Origin of the sequence: Pasteuria penetrans, from assembly GCF_900538055.1 — a bacterium.
Taxonomy (GTDB): domain Bacteria; phylum Bacillota; class Bacilli; order Thermoactinomycetales; family Thermoactinomycetaceae; genus Pasteuria; species Pasteuria penetrans.
This window is the reverse complement of sequence record NZ_UZAC03000003.1, coordinates 17,070-36,427: the sequence shown is the minus strand read 5'-3', so window position 1 is coordinate 36,427 and position 19,358 is coordinate 17,070. Positions and strand designations below refer to the sequence as shown.

The 19,358-nt window shown below is 48.4% G+C and carries 14 protein-coding genes and 1 pseudogene; 2 read left to right on the top strand and 13 right to left on the bottom strand.

Going from position 1 to position 19,358, the window contains the following annotated elements; translation table 11 throughout:
• Positions 1-269: 269 nt before the first annotated feature.
• Positions 270-1,525 (bottom strand): annotated as a pseudogene (locus tag PPRES148_RS13415) (IS256 family transposase).
• A 1,871-nt stretch (positions 1,526-3,396) separates the two neighbouring features.
• On the opposite strand from PPRES148_RS13415, the gene PPRES148_RS09550 reads away from it, so the two are divergent.
• Complete coding sequence (locus tag PPRES148_RS09550) at positions 3,397-4,812, top strand: hypothetical protein (protein WP_149454424.1); 1,416 nt, start codon at positions 3,397-3,399, stop codon at positions 4,810-4,812.
• Between the two features lie 141 nt (positions 4,813-4,953).
• Here PPRES148_RS09550 and PPRES148_RS09545 read toward each other — a convergent pair whose 3' ends face one another.
• The 7 genes from PPRES148_RS09545 to PPRES148_RS09515 all read right to left on the bottom strand — a co-directional run bounded on the left by PPRES148_RS09545 (position 4,954) and on the right by PPRES148_RS09515 (position 12,851).
• A complete protein-coding gene (locus PPRES148_RS09545) occupies positions 4,954-6,537 on the bottom strand; it encodes a DEAD/DEAH box helicase (RefSeq protein WP_149454481.1) in 1,584 nt (527 codons plus the stop codon).
• Between the two features lie 47 nt (positions 6,538-6,584).
• Positions 6,585-7,823, bottom strand: a complete 1,239-nt coding sequence (locus PPRES148_RS09540; protein WP_149454423.1) for a competence/damage-inducible protein A — start codon at positions 7,821-7,823, stop codon at positions 6,585-6,587.
• A gap of 88 nt (positions 7,824-7,911) precedes the next feature.
• Entirely contained in the window at positions 7,912-8,484 is a 573-nt protein-coding gene (gene pgsA, locus PPRES148_RS09535) for a CDP-diacylglycerol--glycerol-3-phosphate 3-phosphatidyltransferase (protein WP_149454480.1), read from the bottom strand.
• Between the two features lie 270 nt (positions 8,485-8,754).
• Positions 8,755-9,720, bottom strand: coding sequence for a helix-turn-helix domain-containing protein (locus PPRES148_RS09530; RefSeq protein WP_149454422.1), 966 nt, complete (start codon positions 9,718-9,720; stop codon positions 8,755-8,757).
• An 80-nt stretch (positions 9,721-9,800) separates the two neighbouring features.
• Positions 9,801-10,592: a helix-turn-helix domain-containing protein gene (locus PPRES148_RS09525; RefSeq protein WP_246142988.1), complete on the bottom strand. Its 792-nt coding sequence runs from the start codon at positions 10,590-10,592 to the stop codon at positions 9,801-9,803.
• Entirely contained in the window at positions 10,576-12,054 is a 1,479-nt protein-coding gene (locus PPRES148_RS12445) for a helix-turn-helix domain-containing protein (RefSeq protein ID WP_149454420.1), read from the bottom strand. The genes PPRES148_RS09525 and PPRES148_RS12445 overlap by 17 nt, the downstream gene beginning before the upstream one ends.
• A 29-nt stretch (positions 12,055-12,083) precedes the next feature.
• Complete coding sequence (locus PPRES148_RS09515; protein WP_149454419.1) at positions 12,084-12,851, bottom strand: DUF3388 domain-containing protein; 768 nt, start codon at positions 12,849-12,851, stop codon at positions 12,084-12,086.
• Positions 12,852-13,330: 479 nt separating this feature from the next.
• Between PPRES148_RS09515 and PPRES148_RS09510 the strand changes: the two genes are divergently transcribed.
• On the top strand, positions 13,331-13,540 hold the full coding sequence (locus PPRES148_RS09510) for a hypothetical protein (RefSeq protein WP_149454418.1): 210 nt from the start codon (positions 13,331-13,333) through the stop codon (positions 13,538-13,540).
• Positions 13,541-13,551: 11 nt separating this feature from the next.
• Here PPRES148_RS09510 and PPRES148_RS09505 read toward each other — a convergent pair whose 3' ends face one another.
• The 5 genes from PPRES148_RS09505 to PPRES148_RS09485 all read right to left on the bottom strand — a co-directional run bounded on the left by PPRES148_RS09505 (position 13,552) and on the right by PPRES148_RS09485 (position 17,905).
• The gene (locus PPRES148_RS09505) at positions 13,552-13,809 is read right to left on the bottom strand and encodes a DUF3243 domain-containing protein (protein ID WP_149454417.1); all 258 of its coding nucleotides are present in this window, start codon (positions 13,807-13,809) and stop codon (positions 13,552-13,554) included.
• 109 nt (positions 13,810-13,918) lie between these two features.
• On the bottom strand, positions 13,919-14,662 hold the full coding sequence (locus tag PPRES148_RS09500) for an SDR family oxidoreductase (RefSeq protein ID WP_149454416.1): 744 nt from the start codon (positions 14,660-14,662) through the stop codon (positions 13,919-13,921).
• A gap of 3 nt (positions 14,663-14,665) precedes the next feature.
• Positions 14,666-15,967: an EF-P 5-aminopentanol modification-associated protein YfmH gene (yfmH, locus tag PPRES148_RS09495; RefSeq protein WP_149454415.1), complete on the bottom strand. Its 1,302-nt coding sequence runs from the start codon at positions 15,965-15,967 to the stop codon at positions 14,666-14,668.
• Positions 15,968-17,260, bottom strand: a complete 1,293-nt coding sequence (yfmF, locus tag PPRES148_RS09490) for an EF-P 5-aminopentanol modification-associated protein YfmF (RefSeq protein WP_149454414.1) — start codon at positions 17,258-17,260, stop codon at positions 15,968-15,970.
• Positions 17,261-17,500: 240 nt separating this feature from the next.
• A complete protein-coding gene (locus PPRES148_RS09485; protein WP_149454413.1) occupies positions 17,501-17,905 on the bottom strand; it encodes a hypothetical protein in 405 nt (134 codons plus the stop codon).
• Positions 17,906-19,358 lie beyond the last annotated feature (1,453 nt).

Sequence of the window (19,358 nt, the reverse complement as noted above, 5' to 3'; positions counted from 1 at the left end):
CGGGTGTGTGCATTTTTCGGAGGGGATTTTTAGTCCCACTTTTTTGCTTCCTTGGGTGACCTTTTCCTGTATTTTTTAAGAATAATTATATTATTAATTTGTATAGATAGAAAATTCGTTCCCGTCTTCCGACCTTCTTTCGTCCATTCTTATTATGAATCCTATAGGGATTGGGAAAAAAGACGATTCTTACTTTACCAAATTTTCAATCTAAATCGCAAAAACACATGATTCCATACTATTTCTGCTTTCTTCCCAATCCCTATGATTCATGCTATCCTCTGGTCCGTTGTTTCCTGCCGTTTTTGGTGATCACGGAGACAGAAGAGGGTGGATATCCGATAAGAAGCCCTGTCATCAGGATAGCAGCGAGCTTTGTTCGTAATGCGTTTTAAATTCCCGTTTAAATTCTCCAGGATGTTGGTACTCCGATTCGACTTCTGATGGGTAAGGTCGTGTCCGAGGTGGATGGTGATATCTCGCAGGCCCTTTCGCAATACTTTTACCGTTTTCGGGGCCACGTCTTTATAATCCTCGCATATCCTCATGCCAACTGCATAGGCCGTTTCACAATCCGGGGATTCCAGAACCTCTTTGCGCATCCTATCAAAGAGTATCTCTGGGGGAAAAGAGTCCTCCTCAGCGGCATCCCGCAGGTTTCTAAAGAAATGGGCAATACATCGTTGCCAATCCGATGCGGGGTAATGGACACGAACAGCCGTTTTGAGGCCAGGGTGAGCGTCGGTAACGATCAAAGGAACCGATGATAAACCCCGCGAGCGAAGATTTTTGAAAACCTGGTTCCAGGTGTCCAACGTTTCAGGTAGACCGTATCCAACGTAAAGAATTTCCCATACACCGTCCCACCTACGTCCCATTACTATGTAAATGGCTATTTTTTTCCCTTTGCCCCCCGGATCCTGAGATAAGTAGCATCGGCCTGAAGAGCGGAATACTGGTTCTGTAGGGAACGGAGATTCCACGCGTCTAGGTGGCTATCATACCGGGAAATAAGACGTTAGGAGAGGGTGGAACGGGGAATCCTCTTGCCGGAGATCCACTTTGTTTGCCCCGCGATGACCTCCAGGGACATACCGCTGATTCGAAGGGAAACGATCTTTTCCAGCAAGTAGGGATCATAACGGAAATAGGGATCGACTAGAACGGACTGGAACTTGGCGCCTCGTAATCGTGGAATGAAAAAAGTAATGGGACCCCTATGGGTATCTAAAACACGTTTTCTATATCCATTTCTGATGATTGTACAGCGTCCTCCGTTGTCTCTTTGATATTTTTTTCGCCCCAGATATTGATCCCTTTCATAGTTGGCCAACCATGTCCAAGCCTTTCCAATGGTGGAATTTCCCCAGTTTTTATCATGCAGAATAGAATGCCCGACAATTCGAACGGCTTTCTCGTATGATAATCCTGATTTTTGCAAATATTGTACCCGCTCTAGGAGATCGTTCTCCATTTTTTTATCACGAATAGGGGCCGGTAAGGCGGTATAAGTATTGTGGTTCATCAATCTATACCCCCCTATATTCCATAAAATTTTCAATTTTTACGGAACAGTGTAACAGAAAGATAAACAAAAAGAAAATGGAAATTAATTACCATTTTTAACGAATTAGGGTGAGTCAAGTACTATAGTGACATAGGTAAAAAAGGGGGGAAGAGCTAGAAAACCAAAATATACGTTTTATATTTTAATATAGTAAATTTATTTTATATAGCAGTCCATGGGGGAAGCACCTCAAATGGGGGGAAATCCCCCCCAAAAAAACCCGTTCAGAAATTCACACCCCCAACGGGATGCTGCCTTGATAGTCCTCCCAATAGGAAACCCTTCCGATCCCGATAAAGTCATAACGTACTACTCTCACATTATGTAATCCTTATGAACCCATAGGATTTTGCCCATTTGGAGCCTCAGTCTAATGCTACGTTTTCCATGCCTTCCTCTGCTGTGTTCTGTCCGAGTTTCGATCCAATGTTGCCTGGTCCAACTTGCAATCATCTCCTTATCTCAGATTGTACGCCCAGTTAGACCCATCCAGGTCTACCATTCAACCCCTTCGCTCCACCCTCATTACAAGGGTTTCTCTCCACTACTATGAGTTGATCCAACTCTGTTCACGGAAGGAAGTCTCGGTGTACCTTTAGCTCTTTTTTTACACCCGGCTAAAGCCAGGTGTCCGCGCGGACAGTCTCTCGTGGTTCCCTATGAGGGCCTACATCAAATTCACCCCATCTGTACACCAGATGCCGCCAGGATAACAGGTGATTCGCCCTCCGTGGCTTCGTTCTAAGGATAGGTCCCTTGTTTCGACATCGACTGAGCCTTTCCGATATTTTCCTCCCATGGTTCACTTTACTAATCTCCCTGATTCACACCGGACAGGATTCTTTCATCTTGCCTTTTCCCAGAACGCCCAACCACCCCTGCTCTTTACAACAAGCAGCACTGGGCGATTTGAAACCTGCATACCACATGCCAATTTCGGGGGGCCCCTCCCCCATCCCTCATAGAGCACAACACGATACATGAATCCCAGCTTGATATCAATTCGTCAACCCAATTCGCCGGATACCAGAAAGCCTCCCTTATACTTAGCCTGGTGCATGTTTTCATCTTACGTAAAAATAATTATTTATGAATATCCTCGTGAAATGAGGGTAGTGAGTCCTCTGTTCCTAGAGGGATCTTGTAGGGTACGTCACCCCTTAAATGAAACAAATACATATAACTATGGAATACAAGATGCATTCACAATGGATAAGACCAATGTCAAACTATAATATAAACTATATGGTAAAAATATATTATTTATAAAATTAAAATTTATTTGTATAATATAAATAATTATACGATGAATCCACACGGAGTATGGACAGTATGGACCGACCGTATAGCAACGTCTATCTTAGTTTTCATATTCATTATCATATATTGTTTTGTGTAATCATAGTATTATATTTATTAACTTATTAATAAAAATATGGTACAGGTACTTTTATGAATTAATATATATATATATATATTAAATTTTCAAAGTATTGAGTGGGTAGTTAAGGTAGGCTCCCGAAGGACTTTACCAGAAACTTTTTAACCCAATGTCCGGAAAAATATTTTAGTGTAAGATATCCTGAACGCACCTCTTACCATTCCTAACTAATGACACTAGAGGAAAACTTGCCTACAACAGAGGAGGGTAAGGAGGTTCCCAACATCAAGTAGACCAGCCGGGTGCAAGAAAAGGGGGGCTCAACCACCCCCCCACCTTCATGGCAATTCCGGCACCACCGAAAATCTCAAATCACAAAATCCACAGGTAGCTTTTTAGTTTTCCTGCTAATAAAAACCCACGATAACCCAAAGGAGGAAACTACACCATGAAACAAATTGAGAAAAAAAAAAACCTTTACTCCATACCCTTTGTTATGGGTCTCACCACGCTCACACTCCTTCCTCCCACCCTATCCACCAACGCCCAGCTGAATCACAACCTAGATTCTAAAAAAGAAAGCGAAAGCAAACAAATTAAAGAGGATCCTTCATCATCGTATAACGAACAAAACAAGCAGGGTACCACACCAACAAATGCTGAGAATGAAAAAAACCATACGCCAAGAAAACGATCTGGGGAAAAAGGGTGCGACAAACTCATAGAAACGGACTATTGGAAACCCATACCCACAGAATCTATAAACGATAAATTGAAGGATAAAATAATAAAGAGTGGTCACGAACTAGCAGAATGCTCATATCAATCCAAAGGGAGCTCGATCACGGATGTACAGGTTAAAGAATCCAACGGAAAAACCGCTGTGATCCGTTCCTCCGATGGGGAAAATCTGGACGATGAACAAGGGAACAGCGGGAAGGAACAAGGGAACAGCGATAAGGAACAAGGGAACAGCGATAAGGAACAAGGGATGGAAAAGAAAAAGGAGGTTCTAACTGAGAAGCCAAAGAACGCAATAGAGGACAAGAACGGGAGCCCATACACCCAAAATGAATCCCAGCAGGGGAAAAAGTATTCAGACAACAACCACAACTCCCAATCCAAACGGGAATCAAACAATGAATTCGATTCCAACCGTGAAACCAAACCTATCCATCCACCCAAGGATAACGATAAGGAAAGGGTAACCCATTCTGAAGAGGGCAATTCGGAAGAGCAAGCCCGTAAAATGTTCGACGAAATCAATCAACAGCGTAGCAATACAAAACGAGGAGAGCCCCTACTATCCGAATTAAGGGCCTTCCCTGCACTGAAATGGGACGAGGATCTTGCAAAATCAGCCCTGGCACAGGCAAAAGCTAGATACGAATATGAACTCAGAAATTCAAAACTACGAGCAGAGGGGAAACAGCCCATTACGCGTTACAGACACCACCTAGTCCCTAGAGAAGAAGGTTCAAACGAGCTTACGAGTGTTGGTAACACTGGTGGTTATCTGGAACATCTATATGGACCAGGTCGTAGTATGGATGTACAACCCAATTGTTCCCAGAACCATTATGGTTTATTGAATGAACAACCCTGTTTGAAACAAAAAAAGGGGACGAGGAAAGATATTCTGACACAATGGAGCCGGAAGGGAACCCACTCTTACGCATTGCTCGCCGATGGTAGGTATGCTGCCGAGGGTTCTCGTGTGGGAATAGCCTTCCTGCGTGTACCCCCTTTCTCTGATTTGGGTAAGGGTGGACCCAATATCGACTCTGTTGTAGCCATACACATCGCTGGGCCTGACAAAACTACAAAAATGTGGACACGGGAGGATCTCGGTATCAGGGACTAATCCTCAATCCATGTTGATATAAAGGCATTATAAGAATAGAATCATCTGTACAAAGCAACATAAAAAATGTAATACTAAAAACGCGTTCCTTCTCACGGGGGGAACGCGTTTTTACTATATCATCTTTCTATCAACCAAACCTTATGAACGCCCACGCGGACGCGCCGGCTCCATATTCACCCGCGTACCATTGATGCGCGACTGTTGCAAAGCCTCATAAACAAAGGGAGCGGTTTCCTCGGGTACCTCAACAAATGAGAAACGATCATAAATATTGATACGACCAATCTGTCGCAAATGAATCCCAGCGTTTTCTGCAATTGCCTTGGCCAATTCCTGGGGCCGCAAATGGGCATTACGTCCAATATTGATGAAAAAGCGAACCATACCCGGTGAAGCTCCCGTTTCACCAAACCGATAGGAAGTTTCCATATTCTTACTAAAGCGATCAAAAAAGGCCAGATGGAGGGCCGCAGTAACCACCTTGTGGGGTGAGAAACGCTCCATCAACTGATCTACTATTTCCGATACAAAAGAAAAATCTGTATTGGATTGAATGACCTCCTCAATCTGCGTCATCCAACTGCGTTGCTGCTTAGCAGCTACCTCCTCCAGCGTGGGCAACTCACGCGGCTGCAAACGCAAACGCGTTTCACGCTCAATGATCTTCAACTGCTTCATCTCACGGGGGGTTACCAACGTCAACGCAATGCCCTCACGACCCGCGCGACCTGTCCTCCCAATCCTATGCACATACCCCTCTACATCCTGCGGGATATCAAAATTGATAACATGGGAAACATTTCCCACATCAATCCCCCGCGCAGCCACATCGGTAGCAATCAAAACATCAATATCACCCTTACGAAAAGCCTGCATCACCCGATCCCGCTGTTGCTGAGCTAAGTCTCCATGCAGCCCACTCGCCAGGTACCCGCGAACCTGAAGAGCCTCTGTAAGATCGTCCACACCCTTCTTCGTACGGCAAAAAACAATGGAGAGGGAAATCTCCTCACTATCCAGAATCCTGCATAAGGCATCAGCCTTGCAACTCTCCAATACACGATAATAAAATTGCTGAATGATAGGTACCGTAACCTCACCACGACTGACCGTAATATAACGAGGTTTTTTCATATATCTCTGCGCCAACTGACGGATCACCGGAGGCATCGTGGCAGAAAAAAGCAATAACTGCCGACGATCCGGTACATAACGCATCACGGCCTCAATATCCTCAATGAAACCCATATCCAACATCTCATCGGCCTCATCCAACACAAAGGTCTCCACCTTATCCACGCGTAACGTACCCCTTCGCAGATGATCAAGCAACCGTCCCGGTGTACCAATCACAACATGCACACCCTGCTGGAGGGCCTTGATCTGACGACCAATTGCCTGTCCGCCGTAGATAGGCAGCATCCGTAAACGCTTCGGTCGACCAATCCGTCGCAATTCCTCCGAAACTTGGATTGCTAGCTCACGCGTGGGTGCCAGAATAACTGCCTGAACGTGAAGTGACCGTGTATTTACCCGTTCCAGGATGGGGATCCCAAAAGCCGCCGTCTTTCCTGTCCCTGTCTGCGCCTGGCCAATGACATCCTCCCCGCGCAAAACCGCAGGGATGCACTCCATTTGAATGGGCGAGGGCTCCTCGAACCCCAAATCCTGAATACCACCCAAAATTTCCTCACTCAAGTTGAACTGATCAAAACGATTCATAGTAATAGTTTCACCTTTCCTCAACCCTTCCTCCACCCAATAAGTTTTCAAAATTTTTTCAAATACTTCCACAAACAAAAGAGCGCTTGCTGCGAAGCCAACGCCTGCACATCCTCCCGTAGTACTCCCGGCCAACAGAATCTCACTGCATGCTCCACCTCCGCGGTAACCCAACTGATCCAAACTATGCCGGGCGGCTGCCCACCATGTGACTTAGGGCCTGCCACACCCGTTACGCCCACGCCGATCGTAGCAGCAAACACCTGCATAGCCCGCCTCGCTAGGAAACGAGCCGTAGCAGCAGACACAATACCCATACGCTCTATACAAGCACCTGAGACACCCACAACCTGCTCCTTAACATCCTTGTGGTAAGCTACCCAACCCCCGCGCACGACCTGACTGCTCCCCGGCACGACGGTCAAACGCTGCAAAATCTGCCCTCCCGTACAACTCTCTGCCAAGGCTACTGTCCTACCGCACTGACACAACAACCTCACCACCACCGTGGCTAGGGAAACATCTTCATCAGAATAACACCAATCACCGCAAAGATCCAAAATATCCCTTTGCGCAGAGGCAAGGAGTCGTTCTGCAGCAGCATCCTCATCCCCACGAACAGTCACACGAACAACTACCCGATCGCGGTGAGCATAGGGGGCTATAGTAAGCCGAGGGGTAGCCTGGATCAGATGCCGAAAATGCGCCACTAATTCTGATTCACCAATCCCAGCAAAACAAAGCGAACACTGGCGAACCACCTGGTCCCGAGCAAAATCCCGCAGCATGGGAGTCACAAAATTTTCCACCATTGGGCGCAATTCATGGACAGGACCCGGCAGTAAAACGTAACGCACACCACCCTTTTGAAGGGAAAGACCCACGGCTGTCCCATGGGGATTCGGGAGAACATCACCACCTACGAAACGGTAAGCCTGCTTGGAATTACCCTCCGGCAAGTCCAAACCACGCCCTTGAAAATAACGCACAATGTCGGAATAGAGAGTCTCATCCCATACCAAGGACTCACCCAGGAACCTTGCCACCACTTCGCGCGTCAAGTCATCAGGCGTGGGACCTAACCCCCCCGTCAATAAACAAACATCCATCTGAGACCGGAGCCAAAGAAGCACTGAATATAGGGAATCCGGTTCATCCTCCACAGTCACGTGCCGCGTAACATGCAGACCCAATGATGTACATAGAAGAGACAGATAACGGGCATGGCGATCGATCGTCATACCCGTGGTTAGCTCCGTGCCTACGGTCACAACGGATACCCGCACCAATGAACTCAGAACCCCCCTCGATAACCTTTCCCTACAACATTGGAAACCCCTATCGCCAACTGCCTCACACCCAATGCATGGGTGCCTACATCATGACTAATTTACGATTTTTATAAAAATAATAAAACCCGGAGATCAACGTCACAATCACAGCCAACCACATAGCATAATCGGCAAAGGGAAAACCCCACCATGAAAACGGGGTATTGTCCAGCATCAGGGAACCCACAGCCACAATTTGCACCAATGTTTTCCACTTACCAAGCCAGTGAACCACTACCATCTTTCCTTCGGCCGCAGCAACAAGCCGTAAACCCATAACAGCAAACTCCCGGCTGATGATCATGATAGCCATCCAGGCCTCCACACGATCAATCTCCACCAACTGGATCAGTACAGCTGTGATCAACAACTTATCTGCTAGAGGATCGAGGAATTTCCCCAATCTCGTCACAGCTCCCCGTTTGCGGGCAATATACCCATCCAAACCGTCGGTACAAGCGGCCACAAGAAAAAGGAACGTCGCCAACAAATCCCCAACGCTAACCAACCAACCACCTATTGGAATGAATCCAAGGTGGGGACGCATCAGGAGAAAAAGAACAAGTGGGGGAACCAAGAGAATACGCAGCAACGTCAACTGATTGGCCAGGTTCACATCCATCAACCCCCAGGGGGTAGACAAGCACAGCAACACATATCGTACTCATTTTCTATAACCACGAGGCATACACCCACAAAAAAGAAACATACAAAAATGAATCCCTTCTGCCCATTGTAGCCACCCATCCATAAAAACTCAATACTCCCTTTACCATACCCTCCCAATTTCCGGGCGATCCAAATCGTAACCCAACCGCCCCTTCATCAACCGGGAACACCATCACCCCCATACCCTATTCATGTGGGATACCCCAGGGCATCCTCGTCAACTCTGCTCCCCTTCTGTTTCCGCCCCCCGCCCACTGGCATTCCGTCCACTAGAACCCCGTTCACCAGCCCTTTGTTTCCCCGGGCTTTTCTCCCCTGTATTTTCCCGCTTACCATCGCCACCAGTACCAGACTTACTCTTATTGGATCTACTAGTGCCAGGCTTAGGACAGGAATCCTCCCGGCAAAAAAGATACCGCATACGACCCTTGTTGCGTCCCGTACCTACGTCAATGTCCACATCATTGACCGTGAAGCGGCTTTGCGAAATATCACTAACGGTGACCATCATCCCCTTAACATGGGTGGCCGAAATAGGGGCCTTAGACTGCGCTGTGCTTCGTGCCAATAGGGTGCGTTCCGGATAAGCATCTATCGATACCCTTATAGGTTTTTGAAGGGAAGAAACACGCACGGTAACGACCTGGGCACCCGCCACGGAGTAGACACTAACACCACGATCCTTGTATTGAAACCTTACCTGCACCCCACCACCCTGTGTAGGATTCGATTGCGGGGGAGGACTCCTAGATGGCGGGATAGGGGGAGGAGCCTCCGCATCCTTTTTCTGCTCCGTTTTCTGGTCCAACAAACGGGCTAATCCAAACCCAAAAACAAGCAACAATAACACACTCGCTATCGTCCCCCACCTCTTCCAGGACGATGGCCTCCTTCCCCTCCGCCGTCTCCTCCCCCTCCCAAGATGTTCTCCACCCACCAACATTTCAGGGGGCGCAATGGGGATCTGGTTTCTAGAGGATGGGCGGGCCACAGACAAATCCCCTACCTGTAGAAGTTTCTCATAGGACTCACGCAAACGACGGGCTGTAGCTGAATCGGAAAATCGTGCCATATTCTCTTCCTCGATAGCCCAAACATCGGCAGGATGAACCCCTAATCTGTGAGAAACTTCCTCGATGCTCCGTTTCTGACGCAGGCGCTCCCTTCGAAGGTGCAAGCCCACGTCCCCTACCCCCCTTCAATCTTCAGGAATATCATGAATTTTTACTCCTATCATACTACAACGATCCCGCATCCTGGAACCTAAAGGAAATTCCAAACAGCCGCTGTCAACAATCCAATCGCCAACAGGGATGAAAACACTGCCGCCACTAACCAACCACGGGACTGACGTTCCTGCATCTCCTGACGATAACGATCCACACGGCGCAAACGCGTCTGTTGTGCGGGACGGGAGGGGGAAGGTGCTCTCCCGCGCCCCAGCGGGTCTGTAGAAGAGGATGTCCCCCGTGAAGGGCGCTGTTGTGACAAAACGTGTTGGGTAGGAGGAGTCCATGGATCAGATCCGCCTTCACTACCCACAGCCGTTCTGTGTCGCGTGGTAGACTGTGAACACACGACTCTTCCCATCGTCGCATGTCCCGTACCTGTAGGGGATAACTCCATTCGCTGCCACTTACCTGTTATTTCCCGCTCCGCCTGCTCATATCGTCGATAACGACGCAAAATGCGATGGGGTTCCAACTGTACACATTTTGCGTAGTTTCGCAAGAAATTCCGCGTATAAAACGGGCTCGGGAGATTCCCCATTTCCCCCTGTTCAATAGCTTGCAAAAACAATCTCTCAATCCCTGTCTTTTGCTGCAACTCATCTAGGGAAAGCCCCAATGATTTGCGCGCCTTGCACAAAACACCCCCCACATCGCCCATAGTACACCCCATCTGTGACGGTGCAAAATCCAAAGATCGGGAACTATGCTGTGGAGTGGGGCCTTGTCCCAAAAAACCAGCGGAATCATTGGCCGAATGACTTCCTTCACGTGACAAAAGAAACCCCCCCATCAAAATCTTTTCTCCCCTATGTGATCCACTCATCACCGGATCCCCCCTCCGTCCACTCCTGCGAGGGTGGAGGATCCAAATAGGCCATCATCATCATGCCCTGAACCGCCGGCTTTCCCTTGGACTTGTTCACCATATAGACGATATAGGCAAGGGAAAAGACCATGAACAAGACCCCACCAACCCAGAGAACCACCGCAAGAAATTTCCCCGGTTTCTTCCTGGTATCCCCCCGATTCTTCCCCGAGGGGATGCGCCGCGACTGACGACGACTCATGGACTGCTTATCCGCATTCGAGGACGATAAATCCTCGCCCCCTGAGCGCCCCCTACCACGTGACGGGTGCACCTCCGGTTCATCCCTGGGAGGACGAGCCAAAACGGACCCCCTTCTACCCATTACCCCACCCTCTGCCTTCGGATCCCGATGATGACGGACACGACGTGCATAAATAACACGGGTCCTCCTCCCCGCTGCTGGCAAGGGATCATCCTCCTGAACAGACGATGGACGAAACTGGGATGGGGGCTGATGATGAGATCGTACCGGCCGTAATGGCTGCGTTGTCTGTTGCGAATGCTGTTGTGGACGCTGTGACGCCTGTTGCACCCGCTGGGTTTGTCCTGATTGCAACGGTTTTCGTTGCGACCGCCAAGGTGATCGCTGCTGCGATCGACGGGGGAGTCGCGGAAACCCACCAGAATCCACCGGGGGACGGGGGGGATCCTGCCGGGGTACATCATCACCCTCTCCCTGCTGGAGTACATCACCATCCCCCTGCCGGGGTACATCACCATCCCTCCGCCGGGGTACATCGCCATCCCTCTGCCGAAGTACATCACCATCCCCCTGCCGGGGTACATCACCATCCCCCTGCCGGGGTACATCACCATCCCTCCGCCGGGGTACATCACCATCCCTCCGCCGGGGTACATCGCCATCCCTCTGCCGAAGTACATCACCATCCCCCTGCCGGGGTACATCACCATCCCCCTGCCGGGGTACATCACCATCCCCCTGCCGGGGTACATCACCATCCCTCTGCCGGGATACATCATCATCCCCCTGCCGAGGAGAGGATGGGAAGGGCAGTTCCATTCCTCTCCGGGGGAAATCGGATGGGGGGAGGCCGGAAACAGGTTTGTGGGAGCGTGCGGGACGCGGCAAACGGGCGGGGGAGGAGGACAAACGTTGGGACGACCGTTCCGGCACAGATTGATCTGAATCAACAGCAAAAATTTTTTTGGCGTGGGGTTCCGTGGTGGGATGCGCCCATGGCCGATACAATTTTAACAAAACCTGCGGGTTTTCCCCTACGGCATTGGCATAGGTACGTAGGTAGGAACGCACGTACCTAGGGCTGGGTAACAAGTCGAAACGCCCCTGTTCCATAACCAATAAATGACGTTCCGGAATTCCCGTGACACGCTCCGCCTCTGAAAGCAACATACCGCGTGCTTCCCTTGCCTTTCGCAGGCGCTCTCCAACGTCCACTTGTTACTGAATCACTCCCCTCTTCCTTTTTACCAATGTCGCATCTCCAACTCTGATTCCAAGGCCTCATATGTAATGATTTCATCAGGGTGATTACGCAGCTCAATCAAACAGTGGAAATCATTCATCGTGAGGGAAGAATTGCGAACAAACATATCGGGATGCTCAATGACCTTAGACACCTGCAAACAAAGTACCTCACGCAACAATTCCGAATGACGCTCATCCGCATGATGAGCCGAAACCCCCCCGTCGATGATATACACATTTCTTCCTGACTCCCTATCCACCTCTAAGCTAGTGGAGATCGTACGGCGTAGGAGCGTAGAGGATAACAAAACCCACCGCTTATTGGCACAAACGCTGGCCGCCACAATCGATTCCGTCTTACCAACACGCGGCATCCCCCGCAAACCGATCAACTGATGACCACCCTGTTGTAGCATGGAAGCTAAGAAGTCAACGAGTAGACCCAACTCCTCACGCGTAAAACGATACGTGCGATCCTGCGAACAACTATCCAAAGCACGACCGTGTCGAATGGCCAAGCGATCCACGAGAATAGGCGGGCGGAGGGCCGTAACCGTAATGTCATCCACCTGGGAAACAATCTTTTCCAACAGAGCCACCTTGGACTTGTTCCCCGTAGAAAAGAGAACCCCCCTCCTGCGTTCACCCATGCCACTGATGGACAGAATGTTGATGGATAACATACCCAGTGCCGAAGCAATATTACCAAGCAACCCGGGTCGATCCTGATGGATTTCGTACTCCAAATACCACTCACTGCCGTCCATAATCAACCCCCCGAACCCCTCAACCGCAGCTCCCATTGTATCCTGATCCGGGGTAGGACTTCAATGCCCCGTCTTATCACCATATACGTAGGTTCACCCCATGAACGTCGGGTCCAAAGCATGGATGGTACTGACCGGTTGTCTAGGCACGCCCACCTCAGTCTCTGTGTTGGCTACTCTAACAATCATAACATACTATTTACTAAAAAAATACATGCAATAGAAAACTTTATTAATAAATAGATGTATTCAATTAAAAAATAGGACAAGGAATCCTTGCCATGATCAAAACCCTCATCTTCCCCCCATTTGAAACCCCACTCCTGCTTTCTTATTGATCGAAATATTACAAAACGAACGCATGTTTCCCCAAACACAACATTCCACGGGCTTCACTCCAAGAATGATATGTCAACAACAAGCCGGCCCGGGGTATCCGAATTCCCCCCGGTCGATTCCCAAAAGGGGGGAATTCCATAATGACAAGGGGATACCCAACTCCCGTGGTGTCAACCCCAGGCCATGGTCCAACCCGTGTCCCCCCACGATGGGTGATCACGGATACACCAGAACTCCTCAGTTCGCTCACAACAATTGCAGAGAAAGCTCCTCTATGGGGGGGGAGAAGGCAAAAAGGGAAAACGACACGAATCCCCCATTCCCAATCCCCCAGAAGTCCGGTTCTCTGAATGATCTCCGATCATTGGGCAGGTTCCCGTTCCACCATATGGATGATCATCTGGGTCATTGCCTCACGTTGACTGGAATCCCCAGCATCCCACATCTCCTTCAAGAGTCGTTCCTGAATGTTGGCGGGCTCCACATTGGTTGTCAAATACTCCCCGATCTGGGAGGCCACGGAGGTGATATCCTCATCATCCATCCCCAAACCCCTGGCTTGTTCCACCCTCGTCTTTAAAAATTGCTTCCACTCATCAAAATTCTCCATAACGACCATTTTCATCCCCCCATCACAATGCACAAATCACTATCACAAAAGCAGTCCCTGCTATGTGTATATTCTTTAGGGTGATTCATCCGTAAAAAACCTATGCATGTCGGAACGTTCAACCCCTGAAGCCACCACTGATACCAATGACTTGCCCGGTAATATAAGCCGCCTCCTCTGAACAAAGGAATCCCACCAAATGGGCTACCTCGGCGGGCGTACCCAAACGACGCATAGGGATAGCCTCGCGGAGCGCATCACGATCGACGGGGGAGAGCTGCCGTTGTAGCAGAGGCGTATCAATAGCACCAGGGGCTACCGCATTGACAGTTACACCTGCAGCAGCCACCTCCTGGGCAAGGGAACGCACGAAGCCTTCCTGTGCCCCCTTGACAGCCGTGTAAAGAGTTTCCAAAGCCCCCCCTGAGGCAGCGGAAAAAATGGATGTCACAAGAACAATTCTACCCCATTGATTGCGAATCATAGACGGTAGAAAGGTGCGAATGGCCCGAAAGGACATCTCCACATGAACATGAAACAATTTTTTCCAATCCTGTTCCCCCAATTCCTGACACACACCTACAATGGTACCCCCAGCTGCATGAACATACACCCCGGGTTCCACGGTGTACGGAAACGGGACCAAAATTTCCCCCGCCTTCCACCCCACGGAAGAGATAGGAACAGAAAGGGCCTTCACCCCCCAACGAAGACACCGTTCTACCACCCGATGGGCCCGCTCAACACCCCGATGGTAGGTAACAACTACATTCAACCCTCGTTGAGCTAGGATCTCAGCAACCTTACCCCCGATCGCGCCACTACCACCATCCACCCATGCCCATACCCCTGAATCTTGCAAAACCTACTCCATCACGGCATTAGGTACTACAACCGAGGTAGCCATACGCTCGGGGGCAAAGAGGGAACGAATCCGTTCATCGGCTTCTTCGGGTTGCAATCTTGTCACCATTTCGGGGACTACAAATGGATCGGCCCCTAGAAACTGGCAAGAGACAAAACGATCGGCTATCCAACGTAAAATGTCCCAACTATGCAAAAAATCTCCTAATTTTTTTCGTTGTAGACGGCGGAAAGCATCACGATCTATTCCGCGTTCACAGGCCTTCTGAATACCCTCCTGCAAACGGGATACCAACTCACTAGGCTTGGAGGTCTGTCCACCACAAATGACATGACCGTAGCCGGAATCCAGAGTATAATCAACACCGAAGGTACCATCGATGAGTCCCGCATCATAAAGATCCTGATAAAATTGCGAACTGGAACCAAGGATAGCACCAAGGGCCAACTCCGTTAGCCACTCCTGCCTCATCAAAGTATCACCTGAACTGGGTAGGGAAGCCACTGCCTCCTTACAACCAAGCAAGCAGTGAGGAATCCCTACACTAAGCCTCTTCTCATGGATAGAAGCAATCACCGTGTCAGGCTCCCCTGGAAGAACGCGACTGATTTTAGGAGCCGGCGGAACCTCTCGTTGTGCCTGGTGGGCACGAACAATCTCCATAGCCCCTTCAGGTTCAACACAACCCACGATAAAAAGAATCATATTGCTAGGATGATAAAAAGTTTCATAACACGCATAGAGAACCTCCTTTGTAATCCCTGCAATCGATTCAATCGTACCTATGATGTTTCCCCGTACAGGATGATTGTGATACAGGGACTGCATAAGACCCACGTAAACCTGCCAATCTGGGGCATCATCGTACATACGAATCTCCTGCCCAATGATGCCCTGTTCCTTAGCTACGTTGGCATCAGTAAAATAGGGCTGTTGGACAAAGGAAAGGAGTATTTCTAGATTTTGATACAGATTTTGCGTGCAGGAAAAAAGATAGCTCGTACGATTGTAGGTGGTGAAGGCATTAGAGGAAGCACCCCGCAAGGAAAACTCCCTAAAAACATCGCTCCCATCAGGCTGTTCAAACAACTTGTGCTCCAAAAAGTGGGCAACTCCATCTGGGGTTTGAACAACCTCTCCGTCACCCACCCGGAAGGATGAGTCGTTAGAACCATAGTAGGTGGAAAAAGCGGCGAAAGTCTTGTGATATCCGCGCTTGGGAAGAACATAAACTCGTAACCCATTAGGGAGCTGCTCGAAGAAAAGCTCCTCCTGTAAGGACCGATATTGGATGCTCCCCATTTACATTACCCCCCGCTGCAATACGTAGACCGTATCCAATTGCACCCGATCGGCTATCTCCTGCACGGCGGGACGATGCAATCCTTCTAGGGATTCCCATAACGAAGGGGGCGTCCACTCCGTACCATTTAGGAGGGTTTGATAGTGGAATTGAATCATTCCAAAGGGACTGTCTTGTGCCTCCGTCCATCGATTGGCCAACATAGCCTTTGTTTGTCCCCACTCCTCCTCATTGATCTGCCCCTGACGTAATGCTTCCAGTTGCTCCATCACAATCCCCTCTGCCTTTTTGACGTTGGCAAAGTCAACACCCGCTTGAACCATCAATAGACCCTTAGAGGTATCCATCCGTGAGGAACAGGAATAGGCAAGACTATGTTTCTCCCGTACCTCCCGAAACAACTTGGAATGTGGGAATCCCCCTAACAAACCATCATAGAGTAGCATGGCCGGATACTCTGCATCGCGAGCCGTCGTGTAGGTCCGAAAGCCCATATTCAAGCGACCCTGATACACATCCATGCTTTCGGAATGGTAACGAACCTTCTCCACGTTCCCCCTTGGGATATCCGCTACAGGGATCAACGTTTCCGATACAGGGGTCTTGAAAGACAATTTGGCAAAAACAGAATTGATCTTATCAGCTACCTGCTGACCATCGACGTCACCCACCACATAACAGTCAATGGGACATCGTCTGAGAACATTTTGATAATGCTCGTACAAATCCCCCGGGGTGATCGCCTCAAGGTCCTGAACACGCCCATAAAGGAATAGGGAAAAGGGATCGCCGGGATACATCTTTTCCAACAACTTCTGTGTACAATAGGCACCCTTATCGTTAGGAAGACTCTCTATGTGTCTCCTAAGGTTCTGTTTTTCCGCCTGAACAAAGGAAAAAGAAAACGCACCCTGTTCCTTGTAGGGATTGAGCAAAACATCGCACAGAAAATTTATGGACTGCTGAAGTAGGTTGGTGGTCCCCGGTAAGAAGGTGTCATTGGGTATAGTCAAACCAAACTGTAAAATATGCATATCCCCGCGTTTGCAAACATCCACGGAGAGATGGGCGCCGTACATAGACTCTAACTGCCGCTGTAATCCCAACGTGGTTGGATGTGCCATCGTTCCTCTCCTAAGTACAGCCGGTAGTAAAGCATGCTTTGTCACTGTGGCAACGTCCATGGGAAAGCGCAAGAAAAACAAAAATGTCGTGATTTTGAACTGGTCCGTAGTTGCAACATGCAAATTCCCTCTTCGCAACTTTGTGGTAACAAAGGGAACATACTTCAATAGCGGGACCTCCCCCTTGAAACGAAATAACCCTTGATAGTTTTCACTTCTGCGATCAAAGCCTGAGTTCCTAATTTTGTACCGCGGTATGAACAAAAGATGCGCGAGCCCACGGATACACCCACCTAGGGAAAGATTGTAGCTCTTGCGCCCCGCAAACGCAATGTGATGCCAATAACTCAGAATTCGGAGTCCCAAAAGTCCATCTGAAAAAAAACGGATCTTGGCCGCATATCAGACTTAGGAATTCAGTCCCAGAATCCCAAGGGAGAGGAACGGCAAGTTTAGCCATCGGACGGACCTGCCAATCCTGATGATCATCAAGAAAATCAACCTATTGCGGCTCAGCTTCCTGATACAGCCACTGATGAAGATTGAATCCATCCGATAAAAACTAGAGTCCACATCAATGATTCCCATCAAAAATTGGGTGAGATCAGAGTAACCTCGATCCCTGACTTTATGACCTTTGATTTTCTCGTAGACATCGGAACGATTTTGACTCTCATAATTTAGAAGGAATGCGAACAGCACCCCTTTACATCTACACCGAGATGAACATAACAACACAAAATCGGGACACTTCCCTGGTACAATCTGCAATACAACTCGGAAATGGATGCCCGTTGGGATGATCCAGTTCATTCCATGGTTTTTATTCCTTATTACGCAAAATAACACCATTCTAGTGCGGATGGGGACGGAAACCTTTCCATAATACTTTTTGAAAATTTATATTTTTAGATGGGTGCCCTCTTCAAGAAACTCCCTGGTAAAAACGTCCATCCGAGCCTTTTTCTGTATTGTTATTCTCCCGAATAACACGATCAAAACACAGAGTCGTCTTATATGAAATAATGGGCATGAATGCCTGATTATACGACGTTGGTCTATGTTTATCTATACCCATTGTATGCTTTGGAATTGTGAAAACAGTGCTCCCCCGAGAAACGTTTTTTCATTAACTTCCTACCCTTACTTGTCTGTAGTCGGGGTGCTATCGCAGAAAGGAACGATCCGATAAGTACCGCCCAGAATATTGGTTTTCTTCCCGGCTTATCATAAAATTCGGATCCAGGAATTTAGTCTCGGGAGTAGGGATTGAACCATGGTTTGATAGACCGAATGTATCGCGATAGGGTTCTGTGTTTGCATCTGCCTAAGTTTGAATTCCCACTGTATTCCAAGGTGTTCTAGAAAGAACACACTAGGGCCCATTCATTATTTTTATAAAATTTAAGTTTTATATGTTATAATCGTGGGCAACCCACTCTTTATCGAGAAATGATGAAAACAGAACCAAATTTCCCAAGGCCCACTTTTCCGGACGAAGTGAAAATCGTAAAAATAGAGAAAGTAGGAACCACAAAATTAGATAACATGAGTTATACCCTAAGAGTCCATTGCCGACCTTCCATCCCCGGGAATCGGGTGTCCCCATGAAGATTCGGGAAACCCGGGACAAAAATTGGGGGAAAACAGGATTAGACGAGGAATGAAAAATAAAACACAGCATTCTTGGCTTTCGGGAAACTGAATCTATTATAAAAACCCAACGGCGAGGATGTACCTACTGCAGAAACAAATTCAACTATGTGTATGCATTTGTTGGAAAAGGAAATACATATGAAAATTTTTGTAGGAAAATGTTCTCATTAAAAGCAGTACTATCTTCAACAGCGGGAGCAACAAGTTACATGGAATATAAGTGAGAACAGGTTCTATTTTTTGATGAATTTCTTCCTACAGAGAGAAAAGAGCCCGAGGAAAAGGACATCAGGAGGGCCAAGGAACAGGTACGTTGTTGGACTATCGATATGGATGATACATCGACGGGGGGAGATGAGGACTACACGCAAAGCTATATCTATGATAGGGATCCCTGTATTGGCTGTCATAAAAGGGGGGCCGTAACTATGAGGAACTCATGGACCACCAGGGGCAAAATCACCACTCATATGAACTTGATTCGGCGGTTATTGCCATGGACTGAGCCCCGACCTATAACAAATGAATAAAAATAGTAATATATTATATAAAATTTATTTAAATAACATACCTCTAATGGCTAGCCACCCACCCTTCTACGGCTGATTTT

Bases quoted from the DNA above. Each gene is read 5' to 3' on its own strand.
- PPRES148_RS09550 (WP_149454424.1), top strand. From the start codon at position 3,397: ATGAAACAAATTGAGAAAAAAAAAAACCTTTACTCCATACCCTTTGTT.
- PPRES148_RS09545 (WP_149454481.1), bottom strand. From the start codon at position 6,537: ATGAATCGTTTTGATCAGTTCAACTTGAGTGAGGAAATTTTGGGTGGT.
- PPRES148_RS09485 (WP_149454413.1), bottom strand. From the start codon at position 17,905: ATGAACTGGATCATCCCAACGGGCATCCATTTCCGAGTTGTATTGCAG.
- PPRES148_RS09510 (WP_149454418.1), top strand. From the start codon at position 13,331: ATGACAAGGGGATACCCAACTCCCGTGGTGTCAACCCCAGGCCATGGT.
- yfmH (WP_149454415.1), bottom strand. From the start codon at position 15,967: ATGGGGAGCATCCAATATCGGTCCTTACAGGAGGAGCTTTTCTTCGAG.
- PPRES148_RS09515 (WP_149454419.1), bottom strand. From the start codon at position 12,851: ATGGACGGCAGTGAGTGGTATTTGGAGTACGAAATCCATCAGGATCGA.
- PPRES148_RS09525 (WP_246142988.1), bottom strand. From the start codon at position 10,592: ATGAGTGGATCACATAGGGGAGAAAAGATTTTGATGGGGGGGTTTCTT.
- PPRES148_RS09505 (WP_149454417.1), bottom strand. From the start codon at position 13,809: ATGGTCGTTATGGAGAATTTTGATGAGTGGAAGCAATTTTTAAAGACG.